Genomic DNA, 25,867 nt, shown 5'->3' on the forward strand with positions numbered 1-25,867 from the left:
GCTAGCGCCTACGCGGTTTTCAGGGCAGCAGTTCACAAGCCATATTCAATGCGGCCCTAAGGCTAGACGCATCGGCTCGGCCACTGCCGGCCAGATCAAAGGCAGTGCCGTGATCCGGACTGGTGCGCACAAAGGGCAGGCCCAAGGTCACATTGACGCCCTGCTCAACGCCCAGATATTTGACCGGGATCAGGCCATGGTCATGGGTCATGGCCACCACCACATCGAACTCGCCCGGGTGCCCTGCAGCATTGCGTGCCCGCATAAAGACGGTATCGGGCGCAAACGGGCCGCTGGCAGCGATACCTTCGGCGCGCGCCAGCGCGATCGCCGGCGCAATATGCAAAATCTCTTCATCGCCGAACAGGCCGCCCTCACCTGCATGAGGGTTCAAACCTGCCACGGCGATGCGCGGCGCTGCAATGCCAAATTTCAGCATCGCAGCTTGTGCAATCCGCAAGGTCTCCAGCACGCTGTCGACATTGATCAGCTCGATCGCCTTGCGAAGCGAGCAGTGAATGGTCACCAACACGGTACGTAACTCGTTATTGGCGAGCATCATGCGCACCGGCGCGGGTGCGCCATCCAAGGCGGCCAAGGCCTGCAGCATCTCCGTGTGGCCCGGATAGCCGATGCCCGCCGCATGCAGCGCTTCCTTGTGGATAGGCGCCGTCACCAAAGCGTCGGCCGCGCCCGCCTGGATCGCAGCTACGGCCGCTTCTACGCAATGCGCTGCTGCTGCGCCTGCCTTTGCCGCGATCTGGCCGATAGCACAGTCCAGCAGCCCCTGCGGCAAGCCCTCGGGCTGCCAAAGCGCGACACTGTGAGGAGGCAAGTTTTCAAGCTCATCCAGCGAACTCAAGCGCAGCAAGGGCCGCTGCACGCCCGCCCAAGCCATCGCGCGGCGCATCACTGCGGCATCACCGACCACGCACAGCTGAGCGGCCATGCCGGCCTGCGGATGGCCAAGCGCCATGGCCACAATTTCCGGGCCGATACCGCACAGGTCGCCCATGGTGACCAAGACCCGCTTGCCGGCGTGCGACTTGCTCATGCCGGATTCGCAATATCGATAAATTGCTGGGTCACGCCCAGCTCACGCGCCAAATGCGCGGACACCGCCTGCACACCATAACGCTCGGTCGCATGGTGGCCGGCGGCAATGAAAGCAACCCCGGTCTCGGCCGCCAAATGGGCTTGCGGCTCGGAGATTTCGCCGGTCACAAAAGCATCCACGCCGGCCGCAATCGCGGCCTCAAAATAGCTTTGTGCGCCGCCCGTGCACCAGCCCAGTCGCCGCAGCGGGCGACCATCGCCGCCCACCACCAGCACCTGGCGCTGCAACTGCAACTCCAATTGCGAACTCAATTCGGGCAGCGACTGCGGCGCCGCCAAATTGCCGGCGAAGCCCAGCTCCTGCTCACCAAACCTAGCATCTGCCTGCCAGCCCATAAGCCGCCCAAGCTGCGCGTTATTGCCGAGTTCGGCATGCGTGTCGAGCGGCAAATGGTAGGCGAACAAATTGACATCGGCGGCCAGCAAGCGAGCCAGTCGCTGCTTCATCCAGCCGGTGACGCGACCATCCTGGCCGCGCCAGAACAGACCATGATGGACCAGGATCGCATCGGCGCCGGCCGCGATCGCGGCCTCGATCAACCCCAAGCTGGCGGTGACCCCGCAGACGATGTGCCGAATCTCGGCGCGACCCTCGACCTGCAAGCCGTTCGGCCCATAATCCTTGAACCGATCGACCTCCAGCAGGCGTTTCAGATGGAGATCGATGACGTGACGTTGAGGCATGGGGAGATTTTGCGAGTGCGTAAGCTTTGGTTGATTTTCGCTCAGACCACGACCGTGGTGATGGCCATTCTTTTTGTGCTGAGCACGCTCAAGCCCGAATGGCTGCGCCCAACCACGAATCCAGCCTTACCTGCGGCCAATCAACCGGCATTGTCGGCCGCCTACCCGCCCGCCCTCGCAGCCAGCAGCGGGCAGCGCGCCGGCTATAGCCTGGCTTCACGCCGCGCCGCGCCCGCCGTCGTCAGCATCACCGCCAACAAGGCGCCGCCGCGCAATAGCGAAGCTCAAGACCCCTGGTTCAAATTCCACTTCGGGCAGCGTGGCCGGGGCAAAGAAGCTGTGCGACCGCAAACCGGCTTGGGCTCGGGCGTGATCGTCTCCGCCGACGGCTATTTGCTGACGAATAATCATGTGGTCGAAGGCGCCTCGGACATCGACGTGATGCTGACCGATGGCCGCCAAGCGCGCGCCACGCTGATCGGCACCGACCCAGAAAGCGATTTGGCAGTCTTGAAGATAGCGCTCGAACGCCTGCCTGTGATTCACCTCGGCACGGCGGACAGCTTGCAAGTCGGCGATGTGGTGCTGGCCATAGGCAACCCCTTCAACGTCGGGCAGACGGTGACCTCGGGCATCGTCAGCGCGCTGGGTCGCAGCCAGTTGGGCATCAATACCTTCGAGAACTTCATTCAAACCGATGCGGCCATCAACCCCGGCAATTCGGGCGGTGCGCTGGTCGACGTAGACGGCAACTTGGTCGGCATCAACACTGCGATTTACTCACGCAATGGCGGCAGCCTCGGCATCGGTTTTGCCATTCCGATCAGCTCGGCGCGGCTGGTAATGGACGCCTTGTTGCGCGACGGTGAGGTCGCGCGGGGCTGGATCGGCGTGCAGACTCGCGAGCTCACGCCTGAGTTTGCCGAGGCCTTCAAGCTGCCGTTGACGTCAGGTGTGCTGATCAGTGGTGTGCTGGCCAATGCGCCGGCCGCCAAGGCTGGCGTCAAGCCAGGCGATGTGATGACCAAGGTGGGCCGTACCGCCGTCCAAAATCCGGCTCAGCTATTGGCGGCGGTGGCGGCGTTGCCGCCACTCAAGCCGGCGACACTGGCCGTACAACGTGGCGAGCGGCAGATCGAGATTGAGGTCATGGTGGGGCAGCGGCCCAAGCCACAGCCACAGCCGCTACAGGCCTCGGACGGCGAGCGCTAGGCCCAGCGCTAGACCCGGCACCTCAAGCTTGCTCGTCCGGTGCCTTCGAATACTGGTTGAAATAGCCGGCCGCGAAGACACCGAGCTCATACAAGATGCACATCGGAATCGCCAGCGCCAGCTGCGACACCACATCGGGTGGCGTGATGATGGCGGCAATCACGAAGGCCAAGACAATGAAGTAGCCGCGAAATTCGCGCAACTTTTCGACCGTCACCAAGCCCATGCGGACCAGCAAGACCACCACGATCGGCACCTCAAACGCCGCGCCGAAGGCAATGAACATCGACAACACAAAACTCAGATAGGCCTCGATATCGGGCGCCGCCGTGATGCTCTTGGGCGCAAAGCTCTGGATGAATTTAAAAACCTGCCCGAACACAAAGAAGTAGCAAAACGCCACGCCAATGAAGAACAACACGGTGCTGGAAAACACCAAGGGCAGCACCAGACGCTTTTCATGCGAGTACAAACCCGGCGCCACAAAAGCCCAGATTTGATAGAGCACGATGGGCAAGGCAATCATGAACGCCGCCATCAAGGTGATCTTCAAAGGCACCAAAAAGGGCGAGATCACATTGGTCGCGATCAGCGTCGAGCCGGCCGGCAATTGCGCCACCAAGGGTGCCGCCAGCATGTCATACAAGGCCGAGGGGCCAGGGAAGAAAGCCAACACACCGAAGGCAATTGCCACCGCAATCGAAGCGCGCACCAAACGGTCGCGCAATTCGATCAGGTGGGAGACAAAGGGTTGTTCGGTGCCGGCGAGTTCGTCGTCGGGCTTGCTGTCATTGCTCATGCGGAATTGGCGTCGCTATCTGGCTTGATTCAATTTAGGTCGGACGGCGAAGCGCTGCGCCAACAGGACGGTAGCGTGCCACCCTGGCCGCGCCGGATTGCGCATGACGGCGCACGCCTTGCTGCTGCTTGTACCACTGCGGCATGGCACCACGCTTCAAACGCCAGTTCTTCTTGGGTCGCTTATAAGCCGGGACACCGAAGGCGTTCCCCTCATAACCATGCCCACCGGCGATGCTGTTATCGCCGAGATCGGACCAAGTCTGCGCGAACGCCTGATTCGCACCATCGACCTCTTGCTGAACAGCCTGGCCCACATCGCGTGCCGCTGTCTCCATCTCGGTCTTCATCTTCTTGAGCTCTTCGAGCTCGATCGAGCGGCTCACCTCGGCCTTGACGTCAGACACATAGCGCTGCGCCTTGCCGATCAGGTGGCCGACGGTACGCGCCACCCGAGGCAGACGCTCGGGGCCGATCACGATCAGGGCCACCGCGCCTATCAGCGCCAGCTTGTCAAATCCGAAGTCAATCATGCAGCGTCAAACCGGCTGTCCATCAAGACTTGGTCTTGGCCTCGACGTCCACCGTATTGCTGTCGGCCGTCTTATTGCTGGTAACTTGTTGCGCAGGGGCGGTCGACGTCGGGGCTGCGTCTGCACCACCGTCCTTCATACCGTCTTTAAAGCCTTTGACGGCACCACCCAGGTCGCTGCCGATGTTCTTGAGCTTCTTGGTGCCAAACACCAGCACGACGATCACCAACACGATCAGCCAGTGCCAAATACTAAACGAACCCATTATTCAACTCCTACAGACAATCTTGGCATTCTAGTTGGGCCACATGACAAATCGCTCGGGCGACATATGACGATGTCACAGATCAAACCTCGCTAAATGCTTGATCAACCTTTCAGCCAGGGCCGCGGCCCACCCATCACATGCATATGCAGGTGGTAGACCTCTTGGCCGCCGTCCGGCCCGGTGTTGATGACGGTACGAAAGCCATTCGTCACCCCCAGCTCCCGCATCAGCTTGGGCGCCAGCACCGCCATATGACCCAGCAATTGTTGATGCTCCGGCCCCACATCGCTCATCATTGCGATGTGCTGCTTGGGCACGATCAGCAGATGCACGGGCGCCCAGGGGTGGATGTCATGAAAGGCCAGCACCAATTCATCCTCATAGGCCTTGCGGCTGGGGATCTGGCCAGCGATGATTTTGCAGAACAGGCAGTCGTGTGACATAACTTTGATCCAGATTCAGGGCATGGCGCGGCCAGCATTCATCGCGGTCCAGCCGCGCACAATGCGGTAGAGGAACCAGAGCGACACGAGGGCCCAGGCTATCCAGCCGGGCACGAAAAAGAGCAAAAACAAAGGGCTGGTCAACACATAAAGCGCGCCCGCCCACAAAACGCTGCGCAGCCGCCAGCTGAAATGCGTGGCCTGCCAACTGCCCCGGGCCTCATCGCGCTTGATCAGATCGATCAACACCGCCACCAGCAACAGAAAGACGCTGGCTTGCACGCCGGGCACCACGGCCCCCACGGCCACCACCCCATGCAGCAAGTAACTCAGCACGCCGACGCCGCGCAGGCTGCGTTCGCGCTCGCTGTCCAAGCCCATGCTTTGCACCGCCTCGTTTGCGTCAGTCATTCGGTTCTTCCTGCTGCGTTTTGCCGCGCTGGGCAAATTCTTGCAAACCCGACAAACCCTCGCGGCGCGCCAGTTCCGCCAGCACCTGCTCGGGCTTCAAGCCAAAGTGGCTGAGGGCGATGATGGAGTGGAACCACAGATCGGCCACCTCATAGACCAGCTTTTGCGGCTCGCCATCCTTGGCGGCCATCACCGTCTCGGTGGCCTCCTCGCCGATCTTCTTCAGAATGGCATCCAGCCCCTTGTCGAACAGCTTGGCCACGTAACTGACGGCCGGGTCGCCGCCATTGCCGGGCTTGCGGGATTCGATCACGGCCGCAATGCGGGCCAAAGTGTTGTCGCCGACTTGGCCTTGCTGTTCACTCATTTATAGATTCTCTCGGGGTCTTTGAGCACCGGCTCAACCGCCAGCCAATCATCTTGCTCCAGGCGCTGATAAAAGCAGGAATGCCGCCCGGTATGGCAGGCAATGCCGGGAGCACCTGGACTTTGGCCGTTCTGGGTGATTTTCAAGAGCACGACATCGTTGTCGCAATCCAGCCGCATTTCGTGCACAGTCTGCGTATGGCCCGACTCCTCGCCCTTGTGCCAGAGCCTGGCCCTGGAGCGGCTCCAGTACACCGCCTCGCCGAGCTCCTGGGTGCGCGCCAGCGCCGCGCGGTTCATCCAGGCAAACATCACCACATCACCGCTGCTGCGCTCCTGTGCGATCACCGGCACCAGGCCGTTGGCATCCCATTTGATTTGATCCAACCAGTTCATGGGCTTCAGTGTAATGGTGGCTTCATTCGAGATAAGTGGGGCCGACAAAACCTCGCTCAGCCGCGAACCAATCCAGCACCGGAATCGTGCCCGGCAAAACCGGCTGCACCTGCACCGGCAGGCTTTGCCAGGCCATCGCCTGCTGCTCACGCATCTCGAACTCACCGCGCCACTCGAACACCTTGCAAAAATGCAGGCGCACGCGCGCATGCGGGTAGTCCATCACCAGCTCTTGCCAAGGGTGGGCCGCGCCGATCTCGATGCCGAGCTCCTCTTGCAACTCCCGGCGCAACGCCTGCTCGACGGTTTCGCCCGCCTCAAGCTTGCCGCCGGGGAACTCCCAAAAGCCGGCGTAGACCTTACCCACCGGCCGGCTGGTGAGCAGAAAGCGGCCCTCGCGCCCCTGTGCATCACGCTCGACCAAGACGCCCACGGCGACGTCTACCGGCACCCGTTCAGACATGATCCAAACCCTCGCGCCCGGCCAGATCGCGGGCAAACTGGTAGGCCACACGACCCGAACGCGAGCCACGCTCCAGCGCCCACACCAGCGCCGGCTGACGCGCGGCCACAATCACCTCCTCGGGCACGCTGAAGTAACGCAACCATTGAGCGGCAATGGCCAGATACTCGTTCTGGCTGAAGGGGTAAAAGCTCAACCACAGGCCGAAGCGCTCGGACAGCGAGATCTTCTCCTCGATCGCCTCGCCTGGATGCACCTCACCGTCCGGCTGATGCGTATAGCTCAAGTTATCCTTCAACTGCTCTGGCAAGAGATGACGGCGATTGCTGGTGGCGTAGATCAAGACGTTGTCGCTGGCAGCCGACACCGAGCCGTCCAGCATCGACTTCAGCGCCTTGTAGCCCAGCTCCCCTTCATCGAAGCTGAGGTCGTCACAGAAGATCACAAAGCGCTCGGGCCGCTCGGCCACCAAGTCCACCAGATCGGGCAGATCCACCAGATCAGCCTTGTCGACCTCGATCAGACGCAGGCCGCGCGGCGCAAATTCGTTCAAGCAGGCCTTGATCAGCGAGCTTTTGCCGGTGCCGCGCGCGCCGGTCAGCAGCACGTTATTGGCCAAACGGCCGGACACGAATTGCTCGGTGTTTTGCAGCAGGCGCTGCTTTTGCGTGTCGACCTCCAGCAATTCGCCCAGCCGAATGCCGGCTGCATGGCGCACCGGCTCCAGCACCGGCACGCCGCGCCGGCGCCGATAGCGAAACGCCACCGCGGCCTGCCAGTCAGGCGCCGCCAGCACCGGCGGCAATAGAGTTTCGACGCGAGCCAGCAAGGACTCGGCTCGTTGCAGAAAACCCTGCAGAGAAACTTGCAAAGAATCGACCATGGTCCGCGCGCTTTAGAGGGCTGGCCAGTGTAGCGGCCAGCCTCGGCAGACCTGCGATTCAGCTCAGCAACATGCGCAAGGCCGAATCCAACTGCTCGATCGGGCTGCGCTTGAAGCCGCTGCGCGCATAGCGCTGCAGCCGCCCGATGATGAAGCTGACCAGCACCGAGGCTTGCGCATTGGCGTCTACCGTCGGTGTACTGGAGCCCTTCGCTTCGGCCGCATTGCGCAGCACCTGGCGCAAGCTTGACTCCACACGGTCGAAGAACTGGTTCATGCGCAACACCAGGCGCTCGTTTTCGTACACCAGCGCGTCGCCGACCATCACCCTTGTCATGCCGGGGTTGCGTTCGCCAAACTGCAAGAGCATCGAGACAATTTTTTGCGCCTGCAGCAAGCCCGACCCTTCGCGCTCACTGATCTGATTCAATAGCGTAAAGATGCTGCTCTCGATGAATTCGATCAGCCCCTCGAACATCTGCGCCTTGCTGGCGAAGTGCCGGTACAGGGCCGCCTCGCTAACCTCCAATTTAGCGGCCAAAGCGGCGGTAGTGACGCGGTCGGCGCCCGGCTGCTCCAGCATGCCGGCCAGGGTTTGCAAAATCTGCACCCGGCGCTCCCCGGGTCGCGGCCGCTTGCGCGGCGCGGAGGCAGCATCTGGCAAGGCAGTGGCGACAAGATTCAGTTTAGGCTCTGAGGCTGGCATGGGCATAGCGGCTTGGGGTTATTCGCAAAAAAGTCGTCGCGTCACGAAAGCGCGCGGCCCATGACGGCAGCCGGCGGCCGATTCTGGCACAGCCGCGAGGCACACTCTTTTGCCGCGCAGCCGGCTCAATCCCGCAACCAACCCAGGCGGCGCGCTTCATAGATCGCCTCCACCTTGGAGCGCACATGCAATTTGCGATAGACCCGCTTGACGTAAGTCATCACCGTGTGCGGAGAGACCGCCATGAAGCCGGCAATTTCATCAAAGGTAAAGCCCTTGGCGGCCAGACTCAAAACCCTGGACTCCTGCTCCGACAAGGCCACCGCATCCTCGTCCGCCAAAGCCATGCTGCCCGCAGCCACAACTGGATGGGTCGCAGGCGCCAAGCGGCTGAGTAATCGGCGCGCAATGATGGGGCTGATCGGGCTGCCGCCGCAGCGCAGCGTACGCAACTGCTCCGGCAGATCCAGGGCCAGTTCGTCCTTGAGCAAATAGCCGCTGGCCCCCGCCGCTATGCTGGCCAGCACATGCTGCTCATCGCCAAACACCGAGATCACCATCACTTCGCAGTCGGGATGCGTCTGTGCAGCATGGCGAATCAAATCGATGCCGCTGCCGCCGGGCAAATCCAGATCGACCAGCAACACATCGGGCCGGTGTTGATCAAACATCTTGCGCCCCTGCGGAAGATCATGTGCCAGCCCCAGCAAATTGATATCCGCCACATGCGCCAGCGAACGCGCAAAAGCCTCGCGAAAGCGGGCCTGATCTTCAACGACAAGCACGGAGAAAACACTCATGAGCGCGTCACGATTTGAGTTTGCAAACCAATAAACGGACGCTGTACGGTACCGCAAGGCCGGGCGAAACGCCGCGCCCCAAGCGGCCTCAAACTGGGGGGATGGTCAGCAAGGCGCTGAGTCGATTGATACGCCTATCCACATAGTTAGGCCGGCGCCGCAAGCTTCTATCAGCTTCCGGACCGAGCGGATGGCTGCGCGAGCGGTGCAGCCAGCGCAGCATCCAGACCGTGCGCATGCCGACCCGACGCGCGGATTTTTGATGCACCAAGGTGTCTTCCACCAGTACACAGTCAGCCGGCCGCAACTTCAACCCGGCCAGCAAATGCCGGAACATGCGCGCGTCCGGCTTGGGGCGTAACTGGCCAAACATGCGCATCTGCTCAAAGGCAATCACGCTCTCGAAGCAATGCGAAATGCCCAGCACGGCCAGCACCCGCTGCGCATAGGCGAGCGGGGCATTGGTCAACAAAAACTTGCGGCCGGGCAAACGCTTGAGCGCCGCCAGGTCATGGGCATGACCGTGCAGCAAGGCCTCCACCCCAGGCAACTGATGGGTATGGTGCAGAAAATGTGCCGGCTGCACGCCGTGGTGACGCACCAAGCCCAAAAGCGTCGCGCCGTAGCGATGCCAGTACAGCGCGCGCAGGCGATTGGCCTCATCGCGCGGCACGCCGACATGGGTTTCGATGTAATCGGTCATCGCCACATTGAGCGCCCGGAACACATGGGCCGAGGCGTTATGCAGCGTGTTGTCGAGGTCGAAGAACCAGACTTTCCTGCGGACTTTGCCCATTCATAGTCCTCTGTGCGACCTGATCATGGCAAGTCCTCCCGTTGGTCGGACGCGCAACGACGACCCGATCCCTTAGTGTGGAACCCAATCATCGCAAGTCCTCCCTTCGGTCGGACGCGGAACGATGATCCGATCCCTCAGTGGGATCGGATCATCGTTCCGTACGCTTGGTCGCTCAAAATCTCCAGCAGCATCGCATGCGGCACGCGGCCGTCGATGATGTGGACGGCGTTGACGCCGCTTCGGGCCGCCTCCAGTGCCGAGGCAATTTTGGGCAGCATGCCGCCCGACAGCGTGCCGTCGGCAAACAGCTCGTCGATCTCGCGCGCGCTCAGGTCGGTCAGCAAATTGCCGGCCTTGTCCAGCACGCCGGGCGTGTTGGTCAGGAGCACGAGCTTTTCCGCCTTCAAGATTTCGGCCAGCTTGCCGGCCACCACATCGGCATTGATGTTGTAGCTCTCGTTGTGCTCACCAAAGCCGATCGGGCTGATGACCGGGATGAATTGGTCGTCCTGCAGCGCCTTGACCACGCTCGGGTCAATGCTGACGATGTCACCGACCTGGCCGATATCGTGCTCTTTGGCCGGATCATCCCTGTCCAGCATCTTGAGCTTCTTGGCGCGGATCATGCCGCCGTCGCGGCCCGTTAGGCCTACCGCCTTGCCGCCGGCCACATTGATCAGGCCGACGATGTCTTGCTGCACTTGGCCGGCCAGCACCCACTCCACCACTTCCATGGTTTCTTCGTCGGTGACGCGCATGCCCTGGATGAAATGGCCCTTCTTGCCCAGGCGAGTCAAAGCACCCTCGATCTGCGGGCCGCCGCCATGCACGACGACCGGGTTCAGGCCGACCAGCTTCAAGAGCACCACATCTTCGGCAAAGTCCTGCTGCAGGGCCGGGTCGGTCATTGCATTGCCGCCGTACTTGATGACGATGGTCTTGCCATGAAATTTGCGGATATAGGGCAGCGCCTGCGACAGGATTTCGGCCTTTTCGCGCGGAGCGATATGGGAGACATCGGTGCTGTGGGCCGAGCTGGCTTCGTTCTTCATGGCTGATCCAGACAAAAACAAGGGTGTGAAGTCACAAATTCTGGCGGGATTGTAGGTGGCACCCGGCGCTGAAGCTCGGGCTTGCGGACACAATTCGAGCCGCAGCTTAGGCCGCATTTCAACTGCCACCGAGGGAATAGTTTTGATCGCGATTTTGCAAAGAGTGCGCCATGCCAAGGTCGAAGTCGCCGGACAAGTCATAGGCGCCATTGGGCCCGGCCTGCTGATGCTGATCTGCGCCGAGCCCGGCGACAGCGAGGTTCAAGCCGAAAAGATGATCCACAAGGTCTTGAAGCTGCGCATCTTCAGCGACGCTTCGGCCAAGATGAACCTGAGCCTGCAAGACGTGGGCGGCGGCCTCTTGATCGTCTCTCAATTCACGCTGGCGGCCGACTGCAGCGGCGGCAACCGGCCCAGCTTCACCGGCGCGGCCAGGCCCGAAGCGGGCCAGCGCCTATACGACCATTGCCTCAGCTATGCCCGCGGCCTGCACCCGGAGGTGGCCGGCGGCGAATTCGGCGCCGATATGCAACTCAGCCTCTTGAACGACGGGCCGGTGACGATCCCGTTGCGAATCAACTAGCCTGCATTTGCCTGCTGCAGGCGCGCAATGCGCTGCTCCATCGGCGGATGGCTGGAGAACAGCGCCATCAGGCCGCTCGGCCGGGCACTGATGCCCATCGCCTGCATGGACTTGGGCATCTCGCCGGGGTCCAGGCCACCGAGCCTGGCCAAGGCATTCATCATCGGCTGCTTACGCCCCATCAACTGCGCCGCACCGGCATCGGCGCGGAACTCCCTCTGACGCGAGAACCAGGCCACGATCATCGCCGCCACCACGCCGAGCACGATATCCATCACGATGGTGGTGATGAAGTAACCCATGCCGGGCCCGTCGTTCTGGTTGCGCAACACAAACTTGTCGACCAAATAACCAACGACTCGGGAGATAAACACCACAAAGGTGTTCATAACGCCTTGAATCAAGGCCATGGTGACCATATCGCCGTTGGCTACATGGGCGATTTCATGGCCAAGCACAGCTTCGACTTCCTCGCGCGTCATGGATTCCAGCAGGCCGGTAGACACCGCCACCAGCGCTGAGTTCTTGAAAGCGCCGGTCGCAAATGCGTTCGGCGGCCCCGCATAAATGCCCACCTCGGGCATTTTGATGCCGGCCGTTTTGGCGAAGCGCTCGACCGTCGTCACCAGCCACATATGCGTCGTGTCGCCGGAGTCGTTGATCAACGTCACGCCGGTGGTCCACTTGGCCATAGGCTTGCTGATCAGCAGCGAGATAAACGCACCGCCAAAGCCCATCACCAAGGCAAAACCCAAGAGACTGGAGAGATTCAGCCCATTGGCAGTGAGAAAGCGATTCAGGCCCAAAAGGTGAACGGCCAAGCCCAACACCAGCATGACGCCAAGGTTGGTCAACAAAAACAGGGCAACGCGTTTCATGAACGGCCTTTCTACAAAATTTCTGGCTTAACGCGGAGGAGCTTCAACAATGGCGTTGACAGACAGATGGCCTGAGTGCCAAGGCGACACCAAGCCCGCCCCAACGGCCATGATGAGGCCAGCTTAGGTTTGAACAAAGCAGCCAATCCAAGAGCTTGACTCCTCTTTTTACGAACCAGCCTCTTCTCATCCTTGCTCAAACAGCCTGCGCGGCCAAAGGCCGGCCGGCACCGAGCTCCAAACAGCGACCTTGCTGCCATTGCGCCTGCAACTGTTGCATCAGCGTCTCGGTCTCTCGCCGCTGCGTGGCCAGGGTTTTTTGCATGGCATCAATTTCACTCAAACGGGCTTGCAGGCTTTGCATCACCAAGTCATGCGGCATCTCGCGCCCTTGATGGCCGGCCAGGCGGCGCAGGGTTTCCAGCGAGAAGCCCAGGCGCTGCGCGATCTGAATCACCAACAGTCGCTGCAAGGTCTCTTCGTCGTAAAGGCGGTAGCCATTGGCGCCGCGCTTGGCCGGCGGCAGCAAACCGCTGGACTCATAGAACCGGATCGCCGACGCCGCCATCCCGGTGCGCTGTGCCAAGTCGCCAATCTTCATCTAAATTCACCCCGTCTGACTGATCAAAAACCGCTTGACCTTCAAGCCAACTTGAAGCTTAGCATGGCGACCATGAACACAAACCTCACCATCAACGGCCAGCGCCATAGCCTGGATATTGAACCCGAGACTCCGCTGCTGTGGGTGCTGCGCGATGAGCTCGGCTTGACCGGAACCAAGTTCGGCTGCGGCGTTGCCAGCTGCGGTGCCTGTACGGTCGAGGTGGACGGCGTCGCAACGCGTGCCTGCGTGATGCCCATCGTGGCGCTGGAAGGCAAAAGCATACGCACCATCGAGGCAGATCCCGACCGCATCACCGCCGCCCTGCAAGCGGCCTGGATTGAACTGCAAGTGCCCCAATGCGGCTACTGCCAGAGCGGCATGATCATGGCCGCCGCCAGCCTCTTGCGCGCCAAGCCCCGGCCCACCGATGCCGACATCGACGCCAACATCAGCAATATCTGCCGCTGCGGTACCTACCAGCGCATTCGAGCGGGCATACACCTCGCTGCCGCTCGACTGAACGGAGCTTCAGCATGAAGCGCCGCGGCTTTTTAATCGCCGGAGGCTTGCTGGGCGGCGGCGTCCTGCTGGGCGTGAGCCTGACAACACCGCCCTCGACCCGCTCGCGCCTGGGTGACAAGAACAGTTTCCCCGCCAGTGGCGATCAAGTCGCGCTGAACGGCTGGGTCAAGATCATGCCGGACGGCCGTGTCATCGTCGCCTCGCCGCGCGCCGAAATGGGCCAGGGCGTGCACACCGCTTTGGCGATGCTGGTCGCCGAGGAGATGGACGCCGACTGGGCCAGCGTCAGCACCGAGCAGGCGCCGGTCGCCCAAATCTATGCCAACACCGCGCTACTGCTCAATGTGCTGCCCTTCGCCAGCGATGATGACAGCCTGCTGGCCCGCATTGCGCGCCGCTCCGTACAGAAAGTCGGTTATGCGCTGAGCCTGCAAGTCACCGGCGGTTCCTCCAGCGTACGCGATGCCTGGGCCCCGATGCGCTTGGCCGGCGCGACGGCCAGAGCGATGCTGGTCGACGCCGCCTCGCAAGCCTGGGGCGTGGCAGCCGAGACCTGCAGCGTGAGGGCCGGCGTGGTCAGCCACCCACCCAGCGGCCGCAGCGTCGGCTTTGGCGAGTTGGCGGCTGCCACAGCAAAAATTGCACCACGCAGCGATGTGAAGCTCAAAGACCCGAGCGAATTCCGCCTGATCGGCAAGCCCACCGCGCGCACCGACATCCCGGCCAAGGTCAATGGCAGCGCCGAGTTCGGCATTGACGTCAAACCCGTTGGCCTGCTCCATGCCGCGATTCGCCAATGCCCGGTCTTGGGCGGCAAGGTCTTGCGCTTTGATGCGAGTGCGGCCAAGGCCGCGCGCGGCGTGGCGGACGCTTTTGTGATTCAAGACCAAGCCGTGGTCGTCGTAGCCGACCGCTATTGGCGCGCCAAGACCGCGCTGGAGGCCCAGACTATCGAGTGGGACGAGGGCCCCAACGCCAAGCTAGCCTCGGCGCAGATCAGCGCCCAGTTGCAAGCCGCATTGACCGGCAGTGACACTGGCAGCGGTTTTCGCAGCCAAGGCGATGCCGACAAGGCCTTGAGCCAAGCCTCGCGCAAATTGGAGGCGACTTACTCGGCGCCGTTTTTGGCCCATGCCGCGATGGAGCCGATCAACTGCACCGCCCAGTTCAAGGACGGGCATTTGACCGTCTGGTGCGGCACCCAAGTCGCGTCGCTGGCACGTTGGCGCGCCGCCAAGATTGCCGGCCTGGACAGCGAACAAGTGACGCTGCATGTGCCGCTCTTGGGCGGCGGCTTCGGCCGCCGGCTGGAGCTCGACATGATCGAGCAGGCGGTGCTGATCGCGATGCGAACAAAGGGTCAGCCGGTCAAGCTGATCTGGTCGCGCGAAGAAGACATGCAGCACGATATGTACCGCCCAGCCGCGATGGCCAGCTTCGCCGCCGCGCTGGACGAGCAGGGCCAAGCCCTTGCCTGGCTGAATCGGGTAGCGGCGCCCTCGATCGGCCTGTCCACCACCGAGCGTCTGCTACCCGCCTTTGCCGCGGACTCGCCGGACAAAAACCAGATCGAAGGCGCGTTTGACCTGCCCTACGCAATTCCTCACCTGAGCGTGCGCCAGCTGCGCGTGAAGACCCCGGTGCCGGTGGGCTCCTGGCGCAGCGTCGGCCACTCCTACAACGCCTTCTTCACCGAAGGCTTCATCGATGAGCTGGCCCATGCAGCCGGCAAGGGCCCGCTTGAATACCGCCGCGTCCTGTTGGCCGACAAGCCCCGCCACCGCGCGGTGCTGGAGTTAGCTGCCGCCAAGGCCGGCTGGGGCCAAGCCTTGCCCGCCGGCCGAGCACTCGGCATTGCCGTGCATGAAAGCTTTGGTTCCTGGTGCGCCCAGGTCGCCGAAGTGTCCGTGCAAGACGGCCAGCCGCGCGTGCACCGGGTCGTCTGCGCGATCGACTGCGGCGTGGTCGTCAACCCCGACACGGTGGAGGCGCAGATGCAAAGTGCGATCGTCTATGGCCTGTCGGCCGCCTTGTTCGGCGTGATCACCATCAAGAACGGCCGCATCGAACAGAGCAACTTCCCCAGCTATGAAGTTATTCGGATGGCGCAGATGCCGGTGATCGAGGTCCACATCATGCCGAGCAGCGCGCCACCTGGCGGCGTCGGCGAGCCAGGCACGCCGCCGATTGCCCCGGCAGTCGCAAACGCCTTGTTCGCGCTGACCGGCCAGCGCCTGCGCCAGTTGCCGCTGAAACTTCAACAGGCCGTTTGATCTGTCAGTTAGAGTTTTCGCTGGTAATTTGCCAGTCGCCGGTCTTGCCCTTGAGCAGCTCCAAAGTCTTGTCATTCTTCATCTTCAAGGCGTCGGCGCGGTAGTCTTGTTTGAAAGTGACGGTCGCGGTGCTGCCGTCGAACTTGACCTGCACATCGCTCAACACCACCGAGATTTCCTTTTTGCTGGAAATACGTGCGACCCGGTCCGCTTCCCAGGCCTTGCGGCTGGCCAACTTGCCCTTGAATTCAGGGGCATAGGCGGCAAAATAGCCCCACATATCGCGCTTGCTCCAGGCCGCTGCCCATGCATCAACTGCGCTTCGAACCGCTTGACTGTCGCTGGCCTTGCTGTCGACTTTGGCAGCGGCGACAACTGCTGTCGCCGGCTTGGCCGCTGCTGGGCCAGCAACCAGGGCTGCAGCGGGCTGCGTCGCCTTGGCCAGATTGGCCTGGCTGCTGGCCGCCTTGGGAGGCTGAGTGGCCAAGCTGGAAAGCACGGCAGAAGTCAGCGGATCTGCAGACTTGGCCGATTCAGCGGCGGTTTTTGCCACTGCCGCTGGCGCGGGTGAGGTTACAGATGGATTTGCAGCTGGCTTTGCAGGCGGATTTACAGCCGAATTTACAGCCAAGGGGCTGGCTACTTGCCCTGGCGCCTTGGATGGTGCCGGCGTCGCCACTGGCGGGTTGGCACGCGCTGGTGCGCCGGGCTCAAAAATATTTTGCACTGCGGCAATCTTCAGCGGCAAGGCCAAGTCGGTCTTGTCCAATGAGAGCGACTTGGCATAGGCCTTCTCCGCCAAGCGCGCATGGATATCGCCCAAGTTTTGATACGCGGTGGCGTAGTCCGGGTTGGCCCTGACCGCTTGCTCCAGCGACTGCCTTGCTTTTTCATAGTCGCCCTGGTTGGCATAGAGCACGGCAAGATTGTTGTAGGGGCCGGGCATTTCAGGGTGGCTCACGACCAACTTCTTGAACACCTCGATCGCCTCCGGGTTGCGACCCAACAAGGACAGGGCAATGCCGCGCTGCAAGCGCAAACGCGCGTCCGTGGGCTTGGCCTTGAGCAAGTCGTCGACCTTCTTCAATCCCTCGGCGACCTTGCCGCCGGACAACAGGGCCTGCACATCGCCAACATCATCGGCCCGCGCCCATGTCGGCAGCCCGGCGGCCAATGCGCAGGCGATGTAAAGAGGTAGAAGGCGCCAAGACAAAGGCCGGTGGTTTGTTGCAGCTGAGGACATGGGAGCTAATCTCGGTAGAAATGTGCGGGGCATCAATCAGCCTCGCTTTTTAGGAGACTGAAACGCCGCAACTATAGCCAAGCCGCTCGTTGGCAAAAACGCCATCAAGCCGGTAAATGCGGCTTGCTTCAGCGCCGGCCTTTGCTGCGTGTCATTGGTAAGAGCGCGCGTCTTCAATCACCCGGCCATCGTTGGGCAGGCTGCCAAGCGCCAGTATCTGTACTTCCGCACGCAGCTTGGTGACTTCACGGACCACCGCCGCGATCCGCTCCAGCAAGCCTGCGTCGGCGGGCGTCGCGGATTCGATCTTCAAGCTCATGCGGTCCTGCGCCATCTCGCCCTCGATCACCAAGCGCGCACGGCCCAAGGCCGGAAAGCACCGCATGATCTCGGCCACCTGGGCCGCGTGCACAAACATGCCGCGCACCTTGGCCGACTGGTCGGCGCGACCCAGCCAGCCGCGAATACGGGTATTGCTGCGCCCGGTCGGACAAAGCCCCGGCAACACCGCAGACAAATCCCCGGTGCCGAAACGAATCAAGGGGTAGTCGGGGTTCAAACTGCTCACAACCACCTCACCCACCTCCCCGTCCGGCAGCGGCTCGCCCGTGCCTGGTCGCACGATCTCGACGATCAAGGCTTCGGCCAAGACCAAGCCCTCGCGCGCGGCGGTCTCGTAGGCCATCAGCCCCAAGTCGGCACTGGCGTAGCACTGATAGGCGTCCACACCGCGCGCTATGAACCAGTCCCGCAAGGACGGTGGCAAGGCCTCGCCGCTGAGCAGCGCTGTTTTGAGCGAGACGGTATCCAGGCCCGTGGAGGCGGCTTTCTCCAGCAGGATGCGCAGAAAACTCGGCGTGCCGGCAAAGGCCTGCGGGCGCAAATCCGCAATGGCCTGCAGCTGCAACTCGGTATTACCCACGCCGCCGGGGAAAACGCTGCAGCCCAGCGCATGCGCGCCGCCTTCCATCATCGAGCCGGCCGGCGTCAGGTGATAACTGAAGCTGTTGTGCAGCAAGTCGCCTTGGCGCAAGCCGGCCGCAAACAGCGCCCGGGCGACGCGCCAGTAGTCGCCCGCCTGGCCTTCGGGCTCATAGATGCCGCCGGGCGACTGAAAGACTCGGCGCGCACCAGCGCTCACGCCGCGCACACCCCAGCCAATCGCCGCATAACCGCCAAACACATCGCTGGCACGCAGACGCTGTTGGCGCGCCAGCAGATCGGACTTGCGGGTGACGGGCAACTGCGCCAAGGCGGCTCGGCTGTTGATGCTGCGCGCGTCCAGGCCGGCAAAGAGTTCCGCGAAGGCCGGCGCATGGGCTTGGGCATGCGCGACCTGCTGCGGCAGCGCCGCCATCAAGGCGCGCTCACGCTCATCCGGATCAAGGCATTCCAAGGCGTCATAAAAAACACCGGCCGGCAAGCGACTCATGGTGTTTCGTCCGTCCAGCGCGCCAATCGGCGCTTGATCTCGTCTTGCAGCGCCCGCACTTCGCTGCTGCTCTTGCAATCCCGCAGTTCCCAATCCGGGCTTTGCGCCGGGCGCTTGGCCAAGCGCGCTCGCAAGACCGGCTCGACCAGGCTGAGTTCCAGCACCACCTGACCCTGCAGGCTGAATTGATTGTTGCGCTCGCTCAGCGAGCGAAAGTCGCGCAGCGCCCGCTTGAGCTGCTGCAGCGCCTCGTCCGGCTTGAAGGCCGGCGGGGCGAAAAAGCTGTCGTCATTCATTCCTTGATCCCTTGCGCCTTCAAGCCAACCAGCGCTTGCGGCGCTTATAGCTTTTGACATCCTTGAAGCTTTTTCTTGGGCTGCCATCATCAGCCCCGCCCATACCCAGATAGAACTCCTTGACGTCCTCGTTCTCACTCAGCAGATCCGCCGCACCGTCCATCACGACGCGGCCGTTTTCCAGGATGTAGCCGTAGTCGGCATAGCGCAAAGCCATATGGGTGTTTTGCTCGGCCAGCAAGAAAGTCACGCCCTCTCTTTTGTTGAGGTCTTTGACGATTTCGAACACCTCCTCGACGATCTGCGGCGCCAAGCCCATCGAGGGCTCATCGAGCAAGACCATCTTGGGGTTGGCCATCAGCGCGCGACCGATCGCACACATCTGCTGCTCGCCGCCCGAGGTGTAAGCGGCCTGGCTGCTTCTGCGCGTTTTCAAGCGCGGAAAATAGTTGTAAACCTTCTCCAGCGTGGCGGCCACCGCCGCCTTGCCGTCGCGGCGGGTGTAGGCCCCCGTCAGCAGGTTTTCCTCGATGCTGAGATGGGCGAAGCAATGCCGCCCCTCCATCACCTGGATCACGCCGCGGCCCACCATCTCGGCCGTCGAGAGCTTCTCGATCCGCTCACCGCGCAGCTCGATAGACCCCTTGGTGACGGCGCCGCGCTCGCCGGCCAGCAGGTTGGAGACGGCCCGCAAGGTGGTCGTCTTGCCGGCGCCGTTGCCGCCCAGCAAGGCCACCACCGAGCCCTCCTTGACCTGCAACGACACGCCTTTGAGCACCAAGATCACGTGGTTGTAGATGACCTCGATGCCGTTGACATTCAGCAATATATTGGGAGTACTCACGCTGACACCTCACATGCCGTCAAGACTGACAGTCTTCGGGAGTTCTTCGCGTCAACTTCTTCTCCGTCGCATATCGCTCGGCGGTGGCCTTGACCAGCGGCTTGATGATGCTGTCATCGGCCTGGTACCAATCGGACGTGAAGTGCCACTGTTTGCCGTCCCAGCTGTGCACGCGCGCCCAGCTTGAGCCCATGTGGTCGACGCAGGATGTAGACACCGGCCGCATCACGCCGGCCAGGCCCAGCGCGTCGAGCTTTTTCTGGTCCAGCGCCAAGTTCTCCAGGCCCCAACGGACCTGCTCGCCGTCCATATGCTTGCCCTTGCCGAAACGCTCTTGCGCGCGCTTGACACCTTCCACACCCAACATCGCCGACAGCAGGCCGCGCATATAGAGCACCTGCCCGACCTCTTCCTTAGGCCCGGTGCCCTGCCCCTTGGCGTGCAGCTCCTTGAGCACATCCTGCACAACCTTGGCATTGGGCTCGGCGCCATGCTGGATAGTGACGGCGCTATAGCCCTTGGCGCCATCGCCTACATCCTTGACATCGGGCTCAGCGCCGGCCCACCAGACGCCATACATCTTCTCGCGCGGATAGCCGGTCGCCTGCGCCTCCTTCAAGGCGGTCGAGTTCATCACGCCCCAGCCCCACAGCAAGGTGTAGTCAGGCTTGCTCTGGCGCACCTGCAGCCAGGTGGCTTTTTGCTCAACCCCGGGTGCGGTCACGGGCAGCAATTGCAGCTCGAAGCCATGCATCTTGGCACGCTCCTGCAGCAGCGGGATTGGCTCCTTGCCGTAGGGACTGTCGTGATAGACCAGCGCGATCTTCTTGCCCTTGAGCTTGTCCCAGCCGCCTTCTTTCTTGGCGATGTGCTGCAAGAGCACATCGGCCGCCACCCAATAGGTGCCCAAGAGCGGGAAGTTCCATTTGAAGACGCCGCCATCGGCCGACTCGCTGCGGCCATAGCCGGCGGTGATCAAGGGGATCTTGTCGCCGGGCGCTTTCTCGGTCAAAGCGAAGGTGGCGCCGGTGGAGAGCGGCTGAAACACGGTCGCGCCCTTGCCCTTCAAGCGCTCATAGCATTCGACCGAGCGGTCGGTCGCGTAGCCCGTTTCGCATTCCTCATAGGTGATCTTGACGCCGTTCATGCCGCCGCGCGCATTGACCAGCTTTAGATAGTCGACATAGCCATTTGCCCAAGGGGTGCCGTTGGGCGCGTAGGCGCCGGTGCGATAGACCAGCACCGGGAAGAATTGCTCGGTGGGGGCTGCCGGCGCGGGCAAGGCGGGCAAGGCGATCAGCAAACTGCTGGCAAAGGCGATTGATTTGAGTTTCATGCTTGTTGTCTCCGTTTTTTTAGGGGCTGATCAGTGCGGAATCAATGTGGAAAGGGCCACAGGCGCAACTTCTCTTTGGCGGTTGACCACAGGCGTGCAATGCCATGCGGTTCAACAATCAGGAAGAACACGATCAGCGCGCCGAAGATCATGAACTCCAGATGCGAGGCGGTTTCGGTTTGAATGGGCAGGCCAAACCAATGCGGGATTTGACCCAGCATGATGGGCAAGATGATGATGAAGGCAGCGCCGAAGAAGCTGCCCATCACCGAACCCAGGCCGCCAATGATGACCATGAATAACAACTGAAATGAGCGGTCGATCGAAAACGCCGCCGGCTCCCAGCTGCTCAGGTGGACAAAGCCCCACAAGGCGCCGGCCACGCCGACGATGAAGCTGCTGACGGCGAAGGCGCTCAGTTTGGCGTACACAGGCCGTATGCCAATGACGGCGGCGGCCACGTCCATATCGCGCATCGCCATCCATTCCCGGCCAATCGCGGAGCGCACCAGGTTCTTGGTCAACAGCGCAAACACCAACACAAAGCCCAGGCAGAACAGGTACTTTTGCACCGGCGAATCGATGCTGTAACCCATCAACTGCAAGCCGGACACCGACACATTGCCGGACGGCGAGTCATGCGTGAACCACTTGATGCGCAGGAAGGCCCAATCGCAAAAGAACTGCGCCGCCAGCGTCGCCACCGCCAGATACAGGCCCTTGATGCGCAGCGAGGGAATGCCGAACAGCACACCGACCAGCGTCGAGCACAGACCACCCAAGAGCAGCGACGCAATTAAGGGCATGCCCTCGATGCGCACATGAAAGTTATAGGCCGCATAAGCCCCGACCGCCATAAAGGCGCCGGTGCCCAGCGAGATCTGCCCGCAATAGCCGACCAGCACGTTCAGACCCACGGCCGCCAGCGACAGAATCAAGAAGGGAATCAGAATCGCGCGGAACAAATACTCCGACGCGAACAAGGGCACGCCGACGATGGCAATCAGCAGCAGCAAGGCGACGGCAATCTGGTCCTGCCGAATCGGGAAGATCTGACTGTCGGCGCGATAGCTCGTTTTGAACTGGCCGTTTTCTCTATAGAACATTGCTCAGACCCGATCAATAACTTTCTCGCCGAACATTCCTTGCGGCCTGAACAGCAAGAACAGCAGCGCCAGCACATAGGCAAACCAGATCTCGATACCGCCGCCGAGCAGCGGGCCGATATAGACCTCGCTGAGCTTCTCGCCCACCCCGATCACCAAACCGCCGATGATGGCGCCTGGCACCGAGGTCAGCCCGCCCAGGATCACCACCGGCAAGGCCTTCAGCGCCACCAGCGAGAGCGAGAACTGCACACCTAACTTGCTACCCCAGATGACACCGGCCACCAGGGCCACAAAGCCGGCCACACTCCAGACAATCACCCAGATGGTGGACAGCGGAATGCCAATCGACTGCGCCGCCTGATGATCATCGGCCACCGCGCGCAAAGCCCGGCCGGTCGCGGTTTTCTGGAAGAACAGTGCCAGCAAGGCGACCATCACGGCCGCGATCAAGGCGGCATAGAGATCCTCCTTGTTGACCAAGAGCCCGCCCTCAAACGTCTTCTCGAACAAAAAGATCGGGTCTTTGGGCATGCCGACATCGATCTTGTAGATGTCGGAGCCGAACAGCGACTGACCCAGCCCTTCGAGAAAGTAGGTGATGCCCAAGGTGGCCATCAGCAACGTGATGCCTTCTTGGTTGACCAGATGGCGCAGCACCAGGCGCTCGATACCCCATGCCAGGCCAATCATCACAAGGAAGGCCAGACCGAAGGCCAGCGCGTTCACCGCGATGGGATTGCTCAGGCCGCTGTACTTCGGTATCCATTCGGCAAAACGCGCCATCGCCAGGGCGGCGAACAGCACCATCGCGCCTTGGGCGAAATTGAATACACCGCTGGCCTTGTAGATCAGCACAAAGCCCAAGGCGATCAGCGAATACAGCATGCCCGTCATCAGGCCGCCAAAGAGGATTTCAAGGAAGGGTCCCATGCCGGATGCTCTCAGTGGGATGTGCCGAGATAGGCACTGATGACGTCTTCATTACGCCTTACCTCAGCGGGCGTGCCGTCGCCTATCTTCTTGCCGTAGTCCAGCACGACGACGCGGTCGGAGATGTCCATCACCACGCCCATATCGTGCTCGATCAAGACAATCGTGCAGCCGAACTCGTCGTTCACGTCGAGGATGAAGCGGCACATATCCTGCTTCTCCTCCACATTCATGCCCGCCATCGGCTCATCCAGCAGCAAGACCTGCGGTTCCATCGCCAAGGCGCGGCCCAGGTCGACGCGCTTTTGCAAACCGTAGGAGAGCCGCCCGACCGGGGTCTTGCGGTAGGCCTGAATTTCCAGGAAGTCGATGATGTGCTCGACCTTCTCGCGCTGCTCGTTTTCCTCGCGCTCGGCTGGCCCCCAACGCAAAGCCTGCCAGAGCAAATTGCACTTCATATGCAGGCTGCGCCCGGTCATGATGTTGTCCAGCACGCTCATGCCCTTGAACAGCGCCAGATTCTGAAAGGTGCGCGCCACGCCCAGCTCGGCCACCTGGCGTGAGTTCATATGCTTGAAGGTCTGGCCGCGCAAGCTGATCGCCCCTTGCTGCGGCTGGTAGACGCCGTTGATGCAGTTCAGCATCGAGCTTTTGCCCGCGCCATTGGGGCCGATGATGGCGCGGATCTCATGCTCGCGTACATCGAAACTGATGTCGGTCAGCGCCTTCACGCCGCCAAAAGCGAGCGAGATGTTCTTGACCTCGAGGATGATGTCGCCGATCTTTTTTTCAGCCATCAGGCGGCCCTCCCGACCGAGGCGAATGTCTTCGCATCGACGATCTTCAAGTCAGCCGATATCGAGCCACTGCGCCCATCCTCAAACTTGACTGCGGTCTCAATAAACTGCGATTGGCGTCCGTCATACAGCGCCGAAATCAAAACCGCATATTTCTCGGCAATCGCGCTGCGCTTGACCTTGCGGGTGCGGGTCAGCTCGCCATCGTCGGCGTCCAACTCCTTGTGCAGAATCAGGAAGCGCGCGAGCTGGCTGCCGGCCAAGGCGCTGTCTTCGCTCAAGTCGGCATTGACCTTCTCCACGCAATCGCGGATCAGCTCATAGACCTCGGGCTTTTGCGCCAGATCGGTGTAGCCGGCATAGGACAGATTGCGCCGCTCGGCCCAGTTGCCGACCGCCTCGAAGTCGATATTGATGAAGGCGCAGACGCTGGCGCGCTGGTCCCCGAAGGCCACCGCCTCCTTGATATAAGGGAAGAACTTCAACTTGTTCTCCACGTATTTGGGCGCAAACAGCGCGCCGTCAAAAGTGCCGCCGAGCATGCGCCCGACATCCTTGGCGCGGTCGATGATCTTCAGATGGCCGTGGCCGTCGATGAAGCCGGCGTCGCCGGTGTGATACCAGCCCTCTGGCGTCAAGACCTCGGCGGTGGCCGCCGCGTTTTTGTAATAGCCACTGAACAGACCGGCCGACTTGACCAGGATTTCACCGCTCTCGCTGACCTTGATGTCAACCCCGTCTATGGGCACACCGACCGTATCGGCACGCGCCTCGTGGTCGGGCTGCAGGCACACGAACACTGCCGTCTCGGTCGAGCCGTAGAGCTGCTTCAAATTGATGCCAATGGCGCGGTAGAAGCTGAATAAATCCGGCCCTATCGCCTCGCCCGCCGTGTAGGCCACGCGCACCCGCGAGAAGCCCAGGCTATTGCGCAGCGGGCCGTAAATGGCCAGATTGCCGAATGCGTATTTGCAGCGGTCGACAAAACCCACGGCCTTGCCGTCCATCAGGTTTGGGCCGACTCGCCGCGCCAGCTGCATGCAGCGCTCGAACAAAACCCGTTTGAGCGCGCTCGCATCCTCCATCCGGATCATCACGCTGGTCAGCAAGCCCTCGAACACGCGCGGCGGCGCGAAGTAATAACTCGGGCCAATTTCCTTCAGGTCTATGGACACGGTGCTGGCCGACTCGGGCGCATTGACCACATAGCCGCAGGCCAACCACTGCGCGTAGCTGAAGATGTTTTGGCCTATCCAGGCCGGCGGCAGGTAAGCCAAGACCTCCTCGCTGGACGTCAGCTTGTCAAAGCGCGCGCCGGCCTGCGCCCGGTCGATCAGGCTCTGATGGGTATGGACGACGCCTTTTGGATTGCCGGTCGTGCCCGAGGTGAAAAACATCGCGGCGGTGTCGCTGGCCTGGCCCGCCGCCACCTGCTCGGCGAAGAAGCTGGGGCGCTCGCCGGCATGTTCACGGCCAGCTGCACAAAGTTGATCCAGCGAAGCGAGGCCGGCTTCCACATAGTTGCGCAGCCCGCGCGGCTTGTCGAACCAGATGCAGCGCAGCTGCGGGCAATGCTCGCGCAGCTCCAACATCTTGTCGACCTGTTCCTGGTCCTCGACCACGGCATAAGCAATTTCGGCGTTATTGATCGGGAACACAAACTCGGCCGCGACCGCGTCTGAATACAGCGGCACGGGAATCGCACCCAAGACTTGCGCGGCCAAAACGCTGGCCGACAAACGCGGCCGGTTCTCTCCCACCAGCGCAATATGGTCGCCACGCCGCAGGCCGGCCGCCGCCAAGCCGTGGGCCAGCTCGGTGACCAAGGCCTGCAACTGCTGCCAGCTCAAGCTCTGCCAGATGCCGTATTCCTTCTCGCGCAGCGCCGGCGCAGCGGGGCGCTGCGCTGCATGCTCGAGCAAGAGCCGGGGGAATGTCGTCGCCACTGGTTTTGTCTCCTTGTGATGCCTGGCGCCCAACGTTGGGGCGCCTCGTTCATCAGCAGGACCCAATACTAGGCTGGACTTTGACGCCATGTTGTCGTTGCAACGACATTCCAAGGGACTTCCCTGCCGCGTACTTTCCCCTAG

General features: G+C 61.9%; 30 protein-coding genes. 4 read left to right on the top strand and 26 right to left on the bottom strand.

Annotation, left to right across the window (positions count from 1 at the left end):
* Positions 1-19 precede the first annotated feature (19 nt).
* Complete coding sequence (gene pdxA / locus LNV09_RS21090) at positions 20-1,054, bottom strand: 4-hydroxythreonine-4-phosphate dehydrogenase PdxA (protein WP_263559027.1); 1,035 nt, start codon at positions 1,052-1,054, stop codon at positions 20-22.
* Entirely contained in the window at positions 1,051-1,800 is a 750-nt protein-coding gene (locus LNV09_RS21095; protein ID WP_263559028.1) for a Nif3-like dinuclear metal center hexameric protein, read from the bottom strand. Before LNV09_RS21095 ends, pdxA begins: the two co-directional genes overlap by 4 nt.
* Positions 1,801-1,815: 15 nt before the next feature.
* On the opposite strand from LNV09_RS21095, the gene LNV09_RS21100 reads away from it, so the two are divergent.
* Positions 1,816-3,012 (top strand): trypsin-like peptidase domain-containing protein, encoded by a 1,197-nt coding sequence (locus LNV09_RS21100; RefSeq protein ID WP_263559029.1) that lies wholly within the window; start codon positions 1,816-1,818, stop codon positions 3,010-3,012.
* Between the two features lie 22 nt (positions 3,013-3,034).
* Here the strand turns inward: LNV09_RS21100 and tatC are convergent, their stop codons facing one another.
* The 13 genes from tatC to argB all read right to left on the bottom strand — a co-directional run bounded on the left by tatC (position 3,035) and on the right by argB (position 10,930).
* Positions 3,035-3,811 carry a twin-arginine translocase subunit TatC gene (gene tatC / locus LNV09_RS21105; RefSeq protein ID WP_263559030.1) on the bottom strand — a complete coding sequence of 259 codons (777 nt, stop codon included), beginning with the start codon at positions 3,809-3,811 and terminating at the stop codon, positions 3,035-3,037.
* A gap of 34 nt (positions 3,812-3,845) precedes the next feature.
* Entirely contained in the window at positions 3,846-4,343 is a 498-nt protein-coding gene (tatB, locus tag LNV09_RS21110) for a Sec-independent protein translocase protein TatB (RefSeq protein WP_263559031.1), read from the bottom strand.
* A 22-nt stretch (positions 4,344-4,365) separates the two neighbouring features.
* Positions 4,366-4,608 (bottom strand): Sec-independent protein translocase subunit TatA, encoded by a 243-nt coding sequence (gene tatA / locus LNV09_RS21115; RefSeq protein WP_263534531.1) that lies wholly within the window; start codon positions 4,606-4,608, stop codon positions 4,366-4,368.
* Between the two features lie 104 nt (positions 4,609-4,712).
* The gene (locus tag LNV09_RS21120) at positions 4,713-5,054 is read right to left on the bottom strand and encodes a histidine triad nucleotide-binding protein (protein ID WP_263559032.1); all 342 of its coding nucleotides are present in this window, start codon (positions 5,052-5,054) and stop codon (positions 4,713-4,715) included.
* 15 nt (positions 5,055-5,069) lie between these two features.
* Positions 5,070-5,465, bottom strand: a complete 396-nt coding sequence (locus tag LNV09_RS21125; protein WP_263559033.1) for a DUF4870 family protein — start codon at positions 5,463-5,465, stop codon at positions 5,070-5,072.
* Complete coding sequence (locus tag LNV09_RS21130; protein ID WP_263559034.1) at positions 5,458-5,832, bottom strand: phosphoribosyl-ATP diphosphatase; 375 nt, start codon at positions 5,830-5,832, stop codon at positions 5,458-5,460. Before LNV09_RS21130 ends, LNV09_RS21125 begins: the two co-directional genes overlap by 8 nt.
* On the bottom strand, positions 5,829-6,236 hold the full coding sequence (hisI, locus tag LNV09_RS21135; RefSeq protein ID WP_263559145.1) for a phosphoribosyl-AMP cyclohydrolase: 408 nt from the start codon (positions 6,234-6,236) through the stop codon (positions 5,829-5,831). The genes LNV09_RS21130 and hisI overlap by 4 nt, the downstream gene beginning before the upstream one ends.
* Before the next feature lie 13 nt (positions 6,237-6,249).
* Positions 6,250-6,690, bottom strand: coding sequence for an NUDIX domain-containing protein (locus LNV09_RS21140; RefSeq protein ID WP_263559035.1), 441 nt, complete (start codon positions 6,688-6,690; stop codon positions 6,250-6,252).
* On the bottom strand, positions 6,683-7,573 hold the full coding sequence (locus LNV09_RS21145; protein ID WP_263559036.1) for an ATP-binding protein: 891 nt from the start codon (positions 7,571-7,573) through the stop codon (positions 6,683-6,685). Before LNV09_RS21145 ends, LNV09_RS21140 begins: the two co-directional genes overlap by 8 nt.
* Positions 7,574-7,631: 58 nt before the next feature.
* Positions 7,632-8,285: a nucleoid occlusion factor SlmA gene (gene slmA, locus LNV09_RS21150; protein WP_411969333.1), complete on the bottom strand. Its 654-nt coding sequence runs from the start codon at positions 8,283-8,285 to the stop codon at positions 7,632-7,634.
* Positions 8,286-8,404: 119 nt separating this feature from the next.
* Positions 8,405-9,079 carry a response regulator gene (locus tag LNV09_RS21155; RefSeq protein WP_263559038.1) on the bottom strand — a complete coding sequence of 225 codons (675 nt, stop codon included), beginning with the start codon at positions 9,077-9,079 and terminating at the stop codon, positions 8,405-8,407.
* An 88-nt stretch (positions 9,080-9,167) separates the two neighbouring features.
* Positions 9,168-9,875 carry a pyrimidine 5'-nucleotidase gene (locus LNV09_RS21160; protein ID WP_263559039.1) on the bottom strand — a complete coding sequence of 236 codons (708 nt, stop codon included), beginning with the start codon at positions 9,873-9,875 and terminating at the stop codon, positions 9,168-9,170.
* Between the two features lie 137 nt (positions 9,876-10,012).
* Positions 10,013-10,930, bottom strand: coding sequence for an acetylglutamate kinase (gene argB / locus LNV09_RS21165; RefSeq protein WP_263559040.1), 918 nt, complete (start codon positions 10,928-10,930; stop codon positions 10,013-10,015).
* Positions 10,931-11,072: 142 nt separating this feature from the next.
* Between argB and dtd the strand changes: the two genes are divergently transcribed.
* Positions 11,073-11,513: a D-aminoacyl-tRNA deacylase gene (gene dtd, locus LNV09_RS21170; RefSeq protein ID WP_263559041.1), complete on the top strand. Its 441-nt coding sequence runs from the start codon at positions 11,073-11,075 to the stop codon at positions 11,511-11,513.
* Here the strand turns inward: dtd and htpX are convergent.
* Together htpX and LNV09_RS21180 are read right to left on the bottom strand one after the other, a co-directional pair.
* On the bottom strand, positions 11,510-12,391 hold the full coding sequence (gene htpX / locus LNV09_RS21175) for a protease HtpX (RefSeq protein ID WP_263559042.1): 882 nt from the start codon (positions 12,389-12,391) through the stop codon (positions 11,510-11,512). The two genes, dtd and htpX, sit on opposite strands and share 4 nt — an antisense overlap.
* A 196-nt stretch (positions 12,392-12,587) precedes the next feature.
* The gene (locus LNV09_RS21180; protein ID WP_263559043.1) at positions 12,588-12,992 is read right to left on the bottom strand and encodes a MerR family transcriptional regulator; all 405 of its coding nucleotides are present in this window, start codon (positions 12,990-12,992) and stop codon (positions 12,588-12,590) included.
* A 72-nt stretch (positions 12,993-13,064) separates the two neighbouring features.
* Between LNV09_RS21180 and LNV09_RS21185 the strand changes: the two genes are divergently transcribed.
* Both LNV09_RS21185 and LNV09_RS21190 read left to right on the top strand, forming a co-directional pair.
* On the top strand, positions 13,065-13,532 hold the full coding sequence (locus LNV09_RS21185) for a (2Fe-2S)-binding protein (protein ID WP_263559044.1): 468 nt from the start codon (positions 13,065-13,067) through the stop codon (positions 13,530-13,532).
* Positions 13,529-15,790, top strand: a complete 2,262-nt coding sequence (locus tag LNV09_RS21190) for a xanthine dehydrogenase family protein molybdopterin-binding subunit (protein ID WP_263559045.1) — start codon at positions 13,529-13,531, stop codon at positions 15,788-15,790. The genes LNV09_RS21185 and LNV09_RS21190 overlap by 4 nt, the downstream gene beginning before the upstream one ends.
* 4 nt (positions 15,791-15,794) lie before the next feature.
* Here LNV09_RS21190 and LNV09_RS21195 read toward each other — a convergent pair whose 3' ends face one another.
* The 9 genes from LNV09_RS21195 to LNV09_RS21235 form a co-directional block, all read right to left on the bottom strand.
* Positions 15,795-17,033 carry a nuclear transport factor 2 family protein gene (locus LNV09_RS21195; RefSeq protein ID WP_263559046.1) on the bottom strand — a complete coding sequence of 413 codons (1,239 nt, stop codon included), beginning with the start codon at positions 17,031-17,033 and terminating at the stop codon, positions 15,795-15,797.
* A 151-nt stretch (positions 17,034-17,184) separates the two neighbouring features.
* Positions 17,185-18,465 carry a phenylacetate--CoA ligase family protein gene (locus tag LNV09_RS21200; RefSeq protein ID WP_263559047.1) on the bottom strand — a complete coding sequence of 427 codons (1,281 nt, stop codon included), beginning with the start codon at positions 18,463-18,465 and terminating at the stop codon, positions 17,185-17,187.
* Positions 18,462-18,761 (bottom strand): hypothetical protein, encoded by a 300-nt coding sequence (locus LNV09_RS21205; protein WP_263559048.1) that lies wholly within the window; start codon positions 18,759-18,761, stop codon positions 18,462-18,464. The genes LNV09_RS21200 and LNV09_RS21205 overlap by 4 nt, the downstream gene beginning before the upstream one ends.
* A gap of 19 nt (positions 18,762-18,780) precedes the next feature.
* The gene (locus LNV09_RS21210) at positions 18,781-19,605 is read right to left on the bottom strand and encodes an ABC transporter ATP-binding protein (protein ID WP_263559049.1); all 825 of its coding nucleotides are present in this window, start codon (positions 19,603-19,605) and stop codon (positions 18,781-18,783) included.
* 19 nt (positions 19,606-19,624) lie between these two features.
* Positions 19,625-20,941, bottom strand: coding sequence for an ABC transporter substrate-binding protein (locus LNV09_RS21215; protein WP_263559050.1), 1,317 nt, complete (start codon positions 20,939-20,941; stop codon positions 19,625-19,627).
* A 41-nt stretch (positions 20,942-20,982) separates the two neighbouring features.
* Positions 20,983-22,047: a branched-chain amino acid ABC transporter permease gene (locus LNV09_RS21220; RefSeq protein ID WP_263559051.1), complete on the bottom strand. Its 1,065-nt coding sequence runs from the start codon at positions 22,045-22,047 to the stop codon at positions 20,983-20,985.
* Between the two features lie 3 nt (positions 22,048-22,050).
* On the bottom strand, positions 22,051-22,980 hold the full coding sequence (locus LNV09_RS21225) for a branched-chain amino acid ABC transporter permease (protein ID WP_263559052.1): 930 nt from the start codon (positions 22,978-22,980) through the stop codon (positions 22,051-22,053).
* A gap of 11 nt (positions 22,981-22,991) precedes the next feature.
* Positions 22,992-23,777, bottom strand: coding sequence for an ABC transporter ATP-binding protein (locus tag LNV09_RS21230; protein WP_263559053.1), 786 nt, complete (start codon positions 23,775-23,777; stop codon positions 22,992-22,994).
* Complete coding sequence (locus LNV09_RS21235; RefSeq protein ID WP_263559054.1) at positions 23,777-25,723, bottom strand: AMP-dependent synthetase/ligase; 1,947 nt, start codon at positions 25,721-25,723, stop codon at positions 23,777-23,779. Before LNV09_RS21235 ends, LNV09_RS21230 begins: the two co-directional genes overlap by 1 nt.
* Positions 25,724-25,867 lie beyond the last annotated feature (144 nt).

It is taken from the genome of Paucibacter sp. B2R-40, assembly GCF_025717555.1.
GTDB lineage: Bacteria > Pseudomonadota > Gammaproteobacteria > Burkholderiales > Burkholderiaceae_C > Paucibacter_A.

What these genes read in the sequence shown, in the direction of transcription:
- LNV09_RS21180 (WP_263559043.1), bottom strand. Translation starts at nt 12,992, where the DNA reads ATGAAGATTGGCGACTTGGCACAGCGCACCGGGATGGCGGCGTCGGCG.
- LNV09_RS21145 (WP_263559036.1), bottom strand. Translation starts at nt 7,573, where the DNA reads ATGGTCGATTCTTTGCAAGTTTCTCTGCAGGGTTTTCTGCAACGAGCC.
- LNV09_RS21225 (WP_263559052.1), bottom strand. Translation starts at nt 22,980, where the DNA reads ATGGGACCCTTCCTTGAAATCCTCTTTGGCGGCCTGATGACGGGCATG.
- LNV09_RS21155 (WP_263559038.1), bottom strand. Translation starts at nt 9,079, where the DNA reads ATGAGTGTTTTCTCCGTGCTTGTCGTTGAAGATCAGGCCCGCTTTCGC.
- htpX (WP_263559042.1), bottom strand. Translation starts at nt 12,391, where the DNA reads ATGAAACGCGTTGCCCTGTTTTTGTTGACCAACCTTGGCGTCATGCTG.
- LNV09_RS21220 (WP_263559051.1), bottom strand. Translation starts at nt 22,047, where the DNA reads ATGTTCTATAGAGAAAACGGCCAGTTCAAAACGAGCTATCGCGCCGAC.
- LNV09_RS21120 (WP_263559032.1), bottom strand. Translation starts at nt 5,054, where the DNA reads ATGTCACACGACTGCCTGTTCTGCAAAATCATCGCTGGCCAGATCCCC.
- LNV09_RS21185 (WP_263559044.1), top strand. Translation starts at nt 13,065, where the DNA reads ATGAACACAAACCTCACCATCAACGGCCAGCGCCATAGCCTGGATATT.
- LNV09_RS21160 (WP_263559039.1), bottom strand. Translation starts at nt 9,875, where the DNA reads ATGGGCAAAGTCCGCAGGAAAGTCTGGTTCTTCGACCTCGACAACACG.
- LNV09_RS21195 (WP_263559046.1), bottom strand. Translation starts at nt 17,033, where the DNA reads ATGTCCTCAGCTGCAACAAACCACCGGCCTTTGTCTTGGCGCCTTCTA.
- tatA (WP_263534531.1), bottom strand. Translation starts at nt 4,608, where the DNA reads ATGGGTTCGTTTAGTATTTGGCACTGGCTGATCGTGTTGGTGATCGTC.
- LNV09_RS21230 (WP_263559053.1), bottom strand. Translation starts at nt 23,777, where the DNA reads ATGGCTGAAAAAAAGATCGGCGACATCATCCTCGAGGTCAAGAACATC.
- pdxA (WP_263559027.1), bottom strand. Translation starts at nt 1,054, where the DNA reads ATGAGCAAGTCGCACGCCGGCAAGCGGGTCTTGGTCACCATGGGCGAC.
- LNV09_RS21200 (WP_263559047.1), bottom strand. Translation starts at nt 18,465, where the DNA reads ATGAGTCGCTTGCCGGCCGGTGTTTTTTATGACGCCTTGGAATGCCTT.
- LNV09_RS21215 (WP_263559050.1), bottom strand. Translation starts at nt 20,941, where the DNA reads ATGAAACTCAAATCAATCGCCTTTGCCAGCAGTTTGCTGATCGCCTTG.
- LNV09_RS21205 (WP_263559048.1), bottom strand. Translation starts at nt 18,761, where the DNA reads ATGAATGACGACAGCTTTTTCGCCCCGCCGGCCTTCAAGCCGGACGAG.
- LNV09_RS21190 (WP_263559045.1), top strand. Translation starts at nt 13,529, where the DNA reads ATGAAGCGCCGCGGCTTTTTAATCGCCGGAGGCTTGCTGGGCGGCGGC.
- slmA (WP_411969333.1), bottom strand. Translation starts at nt 8,285, where the DNA reads ATGCCCATGCCAGCCTCAGAGCCTAAACTGAATCTTGTCGCCACTGCC.
- tatB (WP_263559031.1), bottom strand. Translation starts at nt 4,343, where the DNA reads ATGATTGACTTCGGATTTGACAAGCTGGCGCTGATAGGCGCGGTGGCC.
- LNV09_RS21095 (WP_263559028.1), bottom strand. Translation starts at nt 1,800, where the DNA reads ATGCCTCAACGTCACGTCATCGATCTCCATCTGAAACGCCTGCTGGAG.
- argB (WP_263559040.1), bottom strand. Translation starts at nt 10,930, where the DNA reads ATGAAGAACGAAGCCAGCTCGGCCCACAGCACCGATGTCTCCCATATC.
- LNV09_RS21130 (WP_263559034.1), bottom strand. Translation starts at nt 5,832, where the DNA reads ATGAGTGAACAGCAAGGCCAAGTCGGCGACAACACTTTGGCCCGCATT.
- LNV09_RS21125 (WP_263559033.1), bottom strand. Translation starts at nt 5,465, where the DNA reads ATGACTGACGCAAACGAGGCGGTGCAAAGCATGGGCTTGGACAGCGAG.
- LNV09_RS21140 (WP_263559035.1), bottom strand. Translation starts at nt 6,690, where the DNA reads ATGTCTGAACGGGTGCCGGTAGACGTCGCCGTGGGCGTCTTGGTCGAG.
- tatC (WP_263559030.1), bottom strand. Translation starts at nt 3,811, where the DNA reads ATGAGCAATGACAGCAAGCCCGACGACGAACTCGCCGGCACCGAACAA.